An 11,675-nucleotide genomic window follows, 5' to 3' on the forward strand; every position below is an offset into this window, starting at 1 on the left:
TCGACACCCCCCTGACCTTCCTGCTGCCCCCCTCCTGATGTTCACGAGTATCCCGATGCCCCTGTCCCGCCGCCTCGTCGCCTCCGCCGCCGCCTGCGCCCTGCTCGCCACGGGCGGTTGCGCCTCGATGGCCGCTGCACCCTCTCCGATGCCTGAGGTCGCGCCTCCCGTCACGGAAGCCGTCGCCCCCGGCGCACCGGGTGTCGCCCCGACCTGGTCCAGCGCCGCCAAACAGGGCGCAGGCGCATCTTACGAAGCCTATGTCGACGGCCAGTATCGCGGCGGCGGCCCGACCGGAAACGTCTCGCGCGTCTGGTTCTCCATCGCCGACGGCATCCTGACCGAAACCATGTACGGCCTGATCCACGAGGCGCAGATCAAGTCGATGCGCTTCGCCGTCATGACCGAGACCGGCCTGTCCGTCGAAGGGACCGACACGACCTCGAAGGTGTCCTACACCCATACGGATGCCGAGGGGCGGCCCCTGTCGCCCGCCTATTCCGTCTTCACCACCGACAAGCAGGGCCGGTTCGAGATCACAAAGACGATCTATACCGATCCCGACAGCCAGACCCTGATCGTCCGCGCCGAGTTCCGCGCCCTGAAGGGGCGGATCACGCCCTATGCCCTGCTCGAGCCGCACATGGCCAACACCGGTGTCGGCGACAGAGGTTCGGTCGGAACGCTGGAGGCTCCGCGCTACGACGACGCCACCGGTCCCTACGGTGTGCTGCGGGCGTCCGAAGGCGACGTCCATCTGGCCGCCGTGACCTATGAGCCGTTCGTCGCTGCCAGCGTCGGCTTCGTGGGCGCTTCGGACGGTCTGACCGACCTCGCGGACGGGCGGATGGATCACGCCTACCAAGGCACGGGCGATGCCACCGGCAACATCATGCTGACCGGCGCCCTGCCCTCGATCGAGGAAGGGTCCGCAGGCTTCCAGACGTTCGCCATCGGCTTCGGCGCGACGGAACAGGCGGCATCCGACGCCGCCATCGCCAGCTACAGAGCCGGCTTTGACAACGTCCTGGCCAACTACAACGGCCAGGGCGACGCCGTGGGCTGGGAGGACTGGCTCGGCACACTCTCCGAACTGCCCCGCATGGCCGAGCAATCCACCGACGGCGGCAAACTGGCCTATGCCTCGGCCCTGATGCTCAAGGTCCAGGAGGACCGCACCCACGCCGGCGCCCTGATCGCCTCCCTGTCCAACCCGTGGGGCGACACGGTGGACGCGACGACCGCCTCGACGGGCTACAAGGCTGTCTGGCCGCGCGACTTCTATCAGGTGGCCATGGCGCTGCTGGCGCTCGGCGACACCGAGACGCCACTGGCCGCCTTCCGCTATCTGCCCCAGGTCCAGGTCGGCGCCGACACGCCCGGCAATAATGGCGCGACCGGCTGGTTCCTGCAAAAGACCCATGTGGACGGCCAGATCGAATGGGTCGGGGTCCAGTTGGACCAGACCGCCATGCCGATCATGCTGGGCTGGCGACTGTGGAAGGCCGGTGAGGTCTCCGACGCCGAGATGGCGACCATGTACACGCGCATGATCAAGCCCGCCGCCGACTTCCTCGTCGACGGCGGCAAGGTCGGCCTGCTGTGGAACGATGCGACCATCACGCCTCCGTTTACCCAGCAGGAGCGCTGGGAGGAACAGGACGGCCATTCGCCCTCGACCACCGCGGCCGTCATCACCGGCCTGACCGTCGCCGCCGACATTGCCACCGCGTCGGGTGATCCGGCCTCGGCCGCACGCTATCTCGCCGCCGCCGACGACTATTCCAGCAAGGTCGAGGCGCGGATGTTCACCACCGACGGTGCGTTCGGCGACGGCGACTATTTCCTGCGCCTGTCCAAGACCGAGGATCCCAACAGCCACGCGAAGATGGGCGACAACAACGGCCAGCCGGGTCAGGCCCAGGACCGGGTGGTGGACGGCGGGTTCCTGGAGCTGGTCCGTTACGGTGTCCGCGCCGCCGACGACGCCCACATCCTGGCCACCCTGCCCGAATACGACGACCAGACGCGCGATGACCTGACCCGCGTCCGCTACGATTTCGGACCTGTCGGCGACACGACCCCCGGCTGGCGGCGCTACGGCATCGACGGCTATGGCGAGGACACGACCAACGGCGGCAACTATGGCATCGGCGGCGTCATGGCTCCGGGTCAGCGCGGCCGGGTCTGGCCGATCTTCACCGGTGAACGCGGTCACTATGAGCTGGCACGCGCCCTGCGTGGGAACTCCACCGACCGGGCCATCGCCGACATTCGCCGCACCTATGTCCGGGGTATGGAGCGGTTCGCCAACGACGGCCTGCTGATGCCGGAACAGGTCTGGGACGGCGTCGGCGCGAACGGGGTACACAACTACACGACGGGAAAGGGCACCGATTCCGCCACCCCCCTCGCCTGGACTCACGCGGAGTACCTGAAGCTGCTGCGGTCCCTGGCCGACCGCCGTGTCTGGGATCTCTATGCGCCGGTCCAGGCCCGCTTCGCCTCTGGCGCTGCGACTGCCGACACGTCACGCTGATATAAAGCCGAATCCGAGCCTCCGGGGAGACCTCAATGACCACTGCCACGACCAGCCCGCCCAAGGGGGCAGGCGCTGCCTTCGCCTATGTCACGACCTTGTTCTTCGCCTGGGGGTTCGCCACCTCCCTGCTTGATCCCCTGGTCGCGGCGGTGAAGCGGGTCTTCGACCTCAGCTACACCGAGGCCTTCCTGACCGGCTCGGCCTGGTTCATCGCCTATGGCGTCGCATCCCTGCCCGCCGCCGCAATCCTGTCGCGGCTCGGCTATTCCAGAGCCATCCTCGGCGCTCTTGGCGTCATGGTGCTGGGCTGTCTGATCGTGCCGGCCGCCACGGCCTTGGACCAGTACGCGGGCGTTCTGCTGGCCCTGTTCGTGATCGCCTCGGGCGTCACCCTGCTCCAGGTCGCGGCCAATCCGCTGGTCGCGGTGCTGGGCGAGGCCAAACGCACTCACTTCCGCCTGAACCTCTCACAGGCGTTCAACTCGCTGGGCACGGCGATCGGTCCGTGGCTGGGGTCGCACGTCCTGCTCACCGGCGGGGTCTTCGCGGCCGGCGCGGCCGTCACGGCGGCGACGCGGGGCCAGTCCCTGCGCAGCATCGACATCGCTTTCCTGGCGCTCGGCGGCTTCTTCCTGCTGGTCGCCCTGTTCATCTTCTCCGCCCGCAAGCGGATCGACGCTGCCGCGCCCGAGGCGGCTCCGGCAGGCGAGTCCTCGCCGCTGAAGGCGCTGGGGTCGCCCTGGGCCATCCTCGGAGCATTGGCGATCTTCGTCTACGTCGGCTCGGAGGTCGCCATCGGCACGATGATGACCAACTTCCTGAACAGCCCCGACATCCTGAACAAGCCCATGGAAGCGGCGGGCAAGATGGTCGCACTGTACTGGCTGGGAGCCATGGTCGGCCGGTTCATCGGCGCGGTCGTGCTGCGCTATGTGAAGGCCGGGATCGTTCTGGCGGTCTGCACCGTCGTCGCCGGTCTGCTGTGCCTGTATGTGACGCAAGGCGACGGCGTGTCGGCGGCCTATGCGGCCCTGTCGATCGGCCTGTTCAACTCGATCATGTTCCCGACCATCTTCACCCTGACGCTGGAGCGGTCGACCGCGCCGACGTCCGCGACCTCGGGCCTGCTGGTCTTCGGCATCATCGGCGGGGCCTTCCTGCCGCCGCTGGCCGGTCACATCGCCGATCTGTCGGGCCGGGTTTCGCCGGCCTTCGTGGTGCCCCTGATCGGCTATGCCCTGCTGACGGTCTTCGCCGTGCTGTGCATCCGTTCGCGTCCGCGCAACGAGAGCTCGGCCCCCGTCGCCGGGCACTGACGGATTAGAGGGACGCAGGTTTGCCGCCTGCGTCCCTGCCTATCGGCCTTCGCCATCAACGGCGACGGCAAGACTGGCGACCCTTCATTTGTATGAGTATAGGCGGTTCAGAGGCCTGTCTGATGCACCGGAGGATCACGAACTCATGCCGATTCAGGACGCTGCACCTGAGCTCGTCTGGGACATCCAGGCCGAACTGGGCGAAGGACCCGTGTGGGACGCTGACCGCCGCTGCGTCTGGTTCGTCGACATCAAGGGCCACAAACTGCATCGCTACGGCCACGACGACGGCGCGACCCATAGCTGGGACACACCGGACCAGACCGGTTTCGCCCTGCCCGCCACCGACGGCTCGCTGGTGTGCGGCGTACGCAGCGGGCTCCACCGCTTCGATCCCGACACCGGCCGGTTCGGCCTGATCACCCCGGTCGAGGCTGACCGCCCCCAGAACCGCCTCAACGACGGCTTCGTCGCCCCTGATGGCTCCCTGTGGTTCGGGTCGATGGACGATTCGGAAGAGCAACAGACCGGTGCCCTCTACCGCTTCGCCGACGGGATCGTGACCCGCCATGACGACGGCTACGGCGTGACGAACGGCCCGGCCCTCAGCCCCGACGGCCGCACCCTCTATCACCACGACACGCTCCAGAAGCGCATCTACGCCTTCGACCATGCCGCCGGCCGGATTTCTAACAGGCGGTTGTTCGCCGAAACGCCGGATGGCTACTGCGACGGCCCCAGCGTGGATTCAGCCGGAACGCTGCTCGTCGGCCTGTTCAACGGCTGGGGCGTCGCCCGGTTCGCCCCCGACGGCGAGCGGATCGGCACGATCCGCTTCCCGGTCCAGACCGTGACCAAGGCCGCCTTCTGTGGCGACGACCTGAGCGACCTGTACTGCACAACGGCCTGGCTCGGGAACGCCGACAAGCGTCAGGCCCAACCGACGCTCGGTGGCCTGTACCGCCTGCGGGTCGAGATCCCCGGCCTGCCTCAGAACCGGATCAAATTGTGATCGCCCTCACCCACGGTGACTGGCACCTGACCGTATCGCCCGACCTCGGCGCCGCGATCCTGAGCCTGATCTGGCAGGGACGCGACATCCTCCGACGCGCGCCGGACAATGCGACCGATCCCCTCTCGACCGGCAACTTCCCCCTGGTGCCCTACGCCAACCGCATCGCCCAGGGTCGGTTCACCTGGGACGGAGCCGACATCACCCTGCCCGCCACGCCGAGTTTCGAGCCCCACGCCCTGCACGGCATCGGCTGGCACCGGCCGTGGACGGTCGAGCAGCACAACGACCACGCGGTCCGCCTCACCCTGTCGTGCGAGCCGTCACCGGAGTGGCCATGGGCCTGGAGCGCCGGGCACGAGCTCGCCCTCGACGATCGAGGCGTCACCCTGGGCCTGACGATCACAAACCATAGCGACAGGGCCATGCCGGCCGGCCTAGGCCTGCATCCCTATTTCGCGACCGAGCCGGGCACGATCCTCACCCTCCCGGCGCCTCGCGTCTGGCTGAACGGTCCTGATGAGATCCCGACTCGCCTGGCCGAGGCCTCGGCCGTCCACGACTGGACCCGTGGCGCCCCTGTCGCCGCCGCCCCGTTCGTCGACAATGCCTATGCCGACTGGACCGGCCCCGCCCGCCTGACCCACGCCGACCACGTCGTCGAGATCACGGCCTCCCTCAGCGCCCGCTGGGCCCAGGTCTATGCGCCACGGGGGACCGACTTCATCTGCGTCGAGCCCGTGACCCACCGCCCCGACGCTCACAATGCCCCGCCCGGCGAGGACTCCGGCCTCGCCCGGCTCGAACCGGGCCAGACGCTGGAGATGACGGCCCTGATCCGGGCCTTCTCCAAGCCCTGACGCAGGCCATGACGCAGGCCCTCAGGCCGTCGCCACCCGCGCCAGATCCCGGGTGATACGCTCGGCGACCTTGAGCCGGTCCTCAGGCGTCGGCCAGTCGCCCATGACGACGATCTTCTGATCCGGCCGGATCTTCCACGACGCGTGGTTCTTCTGGATCAGCCCGACCAGCCCCATCGGATTGGGGAAGCTGCCGTTCCGCAAGGTCAGCACCGCCCCCTTGGGCCCCGCATCGATGCGCTCGATACAGGCGATCTTGCAGTTGGCCTTGACCCCCACGATCCGCAGCAGTTGCTTGGCCTCGTCCGGCAGAGGTCCGAACCGGTCGATCAATTCGGCGGCCAGGGCTTCGCGGCTTTCGGTGTTCTCGGCGTCAGACAGGCGACGATACAAGGTCAGACGGACATTCAGGTCCGGCACGTAATCCTCTGGAATCAGGACCGCCGCGCCGACATTGATGGCCGGGGACCAGCCACGATCGACGACCTCCTCGCCCGCCTCGCGCAGGGACGCCACTGCGTCCTCCAGCATCTGCTGGTACAGCTCGACGCCGACCTCCCGGATATGGCCCGACTGTTCGTCGCCCAGCAGATTGCCGCCGCCGCGCTGGTCCAGGTCGTGGCTGGCCAGCTGGAACCCTGCCCCCAGGTTGTCCAGCGACTGCAGCACCTGCAACCGCCGCTCCGACGACAGCGACAGGGGCTTTTTCGGATCGGTGGTCAGATAGGCGAAGGCCCGCGCCTTGGACCGCCCGATACGGCCCCGGATCTGGTGCAACTGGGCCAGGCCGAACATGTCCGCGCGATGCACGACCAGGGTGTTGGCGGTCGGAATGTCGATGCCGCTCTCGACGATCGTCGTCGAGACCAGCACGTCATAGGACCCGTCGTAGAAGGCGCTCATCACGTCCTCCAGCTGGGTCGGCGACATCTGGCCGTGGCCGACCACGAACTTGATCTCGGGCACCTGTTCGCGCAGGAATTTCTCGATCTCGGGCAGGTCCGACAGGCGCGGACACACATAGAAGGCCTGACCCCCGCGATACTTCTCGCGCAGCAGCGCCTCGCGGATCAGCACAGCATCCCACGGCGTGACATAGGTCCGCACGGCCAGGCGATCGACCGGCGGGGTGGCGATGATCGACATCTCCCGAATGCCCGACAGCGCCATCTGGAGCGTGCGCGGGATCGGCGTCGCCGTCAGTGTCAGCAGGTGGACGTCTGCCCGCAGAGACTTCAGCTTCTCCTTGTGCTTGACCCCGAAATGCTGCTCTTCATCAACGATAACAAGGCCCAGGTCTTTGAACCCGACCTGTTCGCTGAGGACCGCATGGGTCCCCACGACGATCTCGAACGTCCCGTTCTTGAGTCCTGCGCGGGTCTCCGAAGCATCCTTGGCCGTGACCATGCGTGACAGGTGCCGCACCGTGATCGGCCAGCCGGCGAACCGTTCGCTGAAGGTCTTGAAATGCTGGCGCGCCAGAAGCGTCGTCGGACAGACCACGGCCACCTGCTGACCCGTCATGGCCACGACGAAGGCCGCCCTCAGCGCCACCTCGGTCTTGCCGAACCCGACGTCGCCACAGATCAGCCGGTCCATCGGCGTGCCCTTGCCGAGATCCTCCAGCACGTCGCCGATGGCGTTCAGCTGGTCGTCGGTCTCCTCATAGGGGAAACGGGCGCAGAATTCGTCGAACAGGCCGTGCGGCGGCACGATCGGATCGGCGGTCTTCAGCGCGCGCTTGGCGGCGAGCGCGATCAGCCCCTCGGCCATGTCGCGCAGCCGTGCCTTGGCCTTGGCCTTCCTCGCCTGCCAGCCGGCCCCGCCCAGCCGATCCAGCTGGACATCGTCCGAACCCGTGCCGTACCGGGTCAGCAGATCAATGTTTTCAACGGGTAGATAGAGCTTGCTCTCACCCGCATACAGAAGTTCGAGGCAGTCGTGCGGGGCCTGCTGGATCTCCAGCGTCTTCAGCCCCTCGTACCGACCGATGCCGTGATCCAGGTGGACGACCAGATCCCCCGTCGTCAGGGCCGAGGCCTCGGCCAGGAAGTTCGATGCCCGACGCTTTCGCTTGGGCCGCGCCAGCCGGTCGCCCAGCATGTCGGTCTCGGAGATCACGGCCAGGCTGTCGGTGACGAAGCCGTGCTCGACCGGCAGGACGGCCCGCAGATACAGGTCCCCGGGTGCCTTCTGGACATCGGCCCAGTCGCGCACGGCGACGACATGATCCAGCCCGTGGTCGGCCAGCATGACCGACAGCCGGTCCGACGAGCCTTCGGTCCAGGACGCGAACACCACCCGCTTGCCCTCGGATTTCAGCGACGCGGCATGGGCGGCGACGGCCTCGAACAGATTGACGCTGTCCTGCGCCCGCTCGGCCGCGAAGGTCCGCCCCAGACGCCCGCCGGCGTCTTCGCCAGTCGCTGCGAACGGCGTCAGCCGCCGCACCTCGCGCCCGGCCAGGACCGCATTCCACTCCGCCTCGGGCAGATACAGCCGCTCGGGCGGCAAGGCCCGGTTCGCCGCGCCCCCCTTGGCCTTGGCTGCTTCGCGCCGCGCCTCATAGGCATCGGCCGTCAGGGTCCAGCGCTCGCCCCGCGCGCTCTCGACCTGATGATCCAGAAATATCGCCGCATCGTCGGGCAGATAGTCGAACAGGCTCTCCAGCCCCGGATACAGCAGGGGCAGCCAGTGCTCGAAACCCTGACGCCGCGCGCCCTCGGACACGGCGGCATACAACGGGTCGTCACCGCCCGCTCCGAACAGGTTCAGATAGCCGGTGCGGAACCGCGAGATGCTGTCGGCATCCAGAAGCGCCTCGGACACCGGCGACAGCGATATGGCCTTGCGCTGCCCCGTCGACCGCTGGGTGCCCGGATCGAAGGTGCGGATCGATTCCAGCTCCGAGCCGAACATATCCAGCCGCACCGGCTCCTCGAACCCCGGCGGGAACACGTCGATGACGCCGCCGCGCACGGCATACTCGCCGCGCTCGTTGACGGTCGAGGCGCGCATATAGCCGTTGACCGCGAAATATCGTTCCAGCGCCGCCTGATCGAGATCCAGCCCCACCTTGGCGTCGAAGCCTGCCCCTTGCGTCACCTCGCGCGGCGGGGTGCGCTGGATGGCCGCCCCGATCGTGGTCACCACCAGCAAGGGCGACCGGTCGCTGTCGGGCCGGCCCGCCAGTTCGGTCAGGGCCGCCATCCGCTCGGCCGAGACCGCCGACGTTGGGCTCAACCGGTCGTAAGGCAGACAGTCCCAGGCCGGAAAGTCCAGAACTTCAATGTCTTTCGAGAAAAACCGGACCGCCTGCGCAAAGACACCCGCGCGCTGATAGTCCCGCGCCACGAACACCGCGACGCCGCCCCGGGCCTTCAACCGCTTGGCGACGGTCAGGGCATCCAGACCCTCTGGCGCCCCGCCCAGTTCCTGGTCCGAGCGGCGTTTGACCGCGGCACCGTCCATCAGCCGATCCCCTCATTCACCGCATGGGCGACGTGGTCGCGCATGAAGTCGCGGATCTTGCCCATCAGGATGGTCTCATGCTCGGGCGGCGCGGCCTCGGTTCCCGTGATCCAGGCATAGAGTTGATGATCGTCATCCTGCCCCAGCAGGGCCTCGAACGCGTCGAGTTCCTCGGCGGTCAGGCTCGGCCCCACCGCGTCGGCGAACGGCCCCAGAACCATGTCGCATTCCCGGAAACCCCGTCGCCACGCGCGAAAAGTGATCCGGCCCAGTCGCTGGGTCGCTGCAGTGTCGTCTGAACGTGCGTCGGTGTCGGCCACAAGCATCCTTGCCCGGTCGGGAATTGAGTTCGGCGCCAGGCCGGCGATCCAGCAGGGCGCGTCAGGGAATGTCGCGCCTCAGATAGCGTTCCCGATGTGTTTCCGCCAGCGGTGTCGCGCCATCAGCCCGGCATACAGGAAAGTTCGGTGCCACCACCGGGGTGATCTGCCACGCCGATGCTCATACCCATGACATCGTCATCGAGATGCACTCGACCCGATGGCGGCAGGCGAAATCCGACCCGATTGGCTGCGCTGATCACTTCCACGCGGCTGGCCTCAAAAATGAGCGAGAAACCCTCTTCGCTTTCGATCCATCCCGTGATGACCAACGCGCGGAGGGGAAGGCCCTGCCAGGTTCCATCAAGCGGGACCGTGGCGCTGTACTCGCGCCCGTCGAACTCCAATCGAGGCTCGCCGACTCGCCCAACCAAGGCTTGAGGGACAGGCCGCTTCGCGAGTGTGACGACAGATACCCCGCCCTCATCCTCGTGATTGAGGACACTTTTGAGCAGATCATTCAGATCTTTGGAGGGCGTACATCGAACGGGATCCGAGAAGGCGATGAACGGGTCCAAAGACTCCGCGGCGGAGCCGCATCCCGATCCCATGACCGCACAGATTGCAAAGAGGGCAGGACGAAAACTCATCCCCGATCATCGCACCGGAGCCTCGGGTGAACCAGCGCACCGCGCCGATTTCCTCCGCCAGGTTTCAAACCTCACCGCCCCAATGCCTTGCGCCATAAGGGATTGTGCGCTTCTCGACCGCTCCGACCTGGCGCCGGTCCGGGGCATGTTAGACTGCCCCTTGCGATCCGATCTTTGAAATCCTGCGCCAGATACCTCGTCCGCTTCAGAGAGTCCGGACTCCTCGGACTCCCCGGACTCCTCGGACTCTGTTTTTCAAGTCCGGAGAGTCCGGCCGCAGCCCGATCCACCGTTCCCCGGTGCGCCTCCCCGCGCGCCCCGCTATAGCTTGACCCACCATGCGGCCCCAGATTCTCTTTCCCCTGTTCGCGGAGGTCACCAGCCTGAAGGGGGTGGGGGCCAAGGTCGCGCCCCTGGTCCAGAAGCTGGCCGGACCGCTGGTGCGCGACATGGTCTTCCTGGGCCCGACCGGCCTGATCCGCCGCCGCCGCACCACGGCCGCCGAGGCCGTCGAGGGCGAGACCGGGGTATTCGACGTCGTCGTCGACCGGCTCATCGTGCCGGGCAAGCCGGGGGCCCCGCTCAAGGTCCGCGCCTCGGACGAGACCGGCTTCGTCCACCTGGTCTGGTTCGGCGGCAGTCCCCAGCATATCGACCGACAGTTGCCGCGTGGCGAGCGCCGTCTGGTCTCGGGCAAGGTCGAGCGCTTCAACAACGAGGTCCAGATCGTCCACCCCGACTGGATCGTGGCCCTGGACAAGGGTGAGGACATCCCGGCGATCGAGCCCGTCTATCCCGGCACGGCGAACCTGTCATCGCGGGTGGTGCGCAAGCTCGCCATCGGTGCCCTCGCCGCCGCGCCCGACCTGCCGGAATGGCAGGACGCAGCCTGGATCGCGAAACAGGGCTGGCCTGGCTGGCGACCGGCGCTGGAGGCCCTGCACGCCCCGCAGTCCGAGCTGGACCTCGGCCCCGACGCCCCGGCACGGCAACGGCTGGCCTATGACGAGCTGTTCGCCCACCAGCTGGCTCTGGCCCGACGCCGCCGCGCGCGGTCGATTACCCCCGGCCCGGCGATCGCGCCCGGTCCAGTCTCCGCCGCGGTCGAGGCCGCCCTGCCCTTCCGCCTGACGAACGCGCAGGCCCAGGCCGTCGCCGAAATCCGCCGCGACACGGCCTCCGGCGAACAGATGGGCCGGCTGCTGCAAGGCGACGTCGGCTCGGGCAAGACGGCCGTGGCGCTTCTGGCCCTGGCCGATGCAGCCTCCAGCGGCCTCCAGTCCGTGCTCATGGCCCCGACCGAGATCCTGGCCCGCCAGCATTTCCAGCGTCTGGCCCCCATGCTGGAGGCCGCCGGTGCCTCGACCATCCTACTGACCGGGCGCGACACCCCGGCCGAGCGGCGCGACCGGCTCGACGCCCTGGCCACCGGCCGCGCCAGGGTCGCCATCGGCACCCACGCCCTGTTCCAGGACGCCGTCCGCTTCGACCGCCTGGCCCTGGC

The 11,675-nt window shown here is 67.9% G+C and carries 8 protein-coding genes; 5 read left to right on the plus strand and 3 right to left on the minus strand.

The annotated features are described in order from the left end of the window. The first annotated feature begins 55 nt into the window (after positions 1-55). From JHC99_RS02550 to JHC99_RS02565, 4 genes are all read left to right on the plus strand, one after another. Positions 56-2,539, plus strand: coding sequence for a glucan 1,4-alpha-glucosidase (locus tag JHC99_RS02550; RefSeq protein ID WP_292151896.1), 2,484 nt, complete (start codon positions 56-58; stop codon positions 2,537-2,539). 35 nt (positions 2,540-2,574) lie between these two features. Further along, positions 2,575-3,858, plus strand: a complete 1,284-nt coding sequence (locus JHC99_RS02555) for a sugar MFS transporter (RefSeq protein ID WP_292151897.1) — start codon at positions 2,575-2,577, stop codon at positions 3,856-3,858. 145 nt (positions 3,859-4,003) lie between these two features. Beyond that, positions 4,004-4,870 carry an SMP-30/gluconolactonase/LRE family protein gene (locus tag JHC99_RS02560; protein ID WP_292151898.1) on the plus strand — a complete coding sequence of 289 codons (867 nt, stop codon included), beginning with the start codon at positions 4,004-4,006 and terminating at the stop codon, positions 4,868-4,870. Then, entirely contained in the window at positions 4,867-5,730 is an 864-nt protein-coding gene (locus tag JHC99_RS02565; protein ID WP_292151899.1) for an aldose 1-epimerase, read from the plus strand. Before JHC99_RS02560 ends, JHC99_RS02565 begins: the two co-directional genes overlap by 4 nt. Before the next feature lie 21 nt (positions 5,731-5,751). Here JHC99_RS02565 and mfd read toward each other — a convergent pair whose 3' ends face one another. The 3 genes from mfd to JHC99_RS02580 all read right to left on the minus strand — a co-directional run bounded on the left by mfd (position 5,752) and on the right by JHC99_RS02580 (position 10,171). After that, positions 5,752-9,201 carry a transcription-repair coupling factor gene (mfd, locus tag JHC99_RS02570; protein WP_292151900.1) on the minus strand — a complete coding sequence of 1,150 codons (3,450 nt, stop codon included), beginning with the start codon at positions 9,199-9,201 and terminating at the stop codon, positions 5,752-5,754. Beyond that, positions 9,201-9,521: a succinate dehydrogenase assembly factor 2 gene (locus JHC99_RS02575; protein WP_292151901.1), complete on the minus strand. Its 321-nt coding sequence runs from the start codon at positions 9,519-9,521 to the stop codon at positions 9,201-9,203. The genes mfd and JHC99_RS02575 overlap by 1 nt, the downstream gene beginning before the upstream one ends. A gap of 122 nt (positions 9,522-9,643) precedes the next feature. Then, on the minus strand, positions 9,644-10,171 hold the full coding sequence (locus tag JHC99_RS02580) for a hypothetical protein (protein ID WP_292151902.1): 528 nt from the start codon (positions 10,169-10,171) through the stop codon (positions 9,644-9,646). A 338-nt stretch (positions 10,172-10,509) separates the two neighbouring features. Here JHC99_RS02580 and JHC99_RS02585 point away from each other — a divergent pair. Beyond that, the coding region (locus JHC99_RS02585) for a DEAD/DEAH box helicase (RefSeq protein WP_292151903.1) at positions 10,510-11,675 on the plus strand (1,166 nt) is incomplete at its 3' end.

This window comes from Brevundimonas sp. (genome assembly GCF_016463485.1).
Taxonomy (GTDB): Bacteria; Pseudomonadota; Alphaproteobacteria; order Caulobacterales; family Caulobacteraceae; genus Brevundimonas.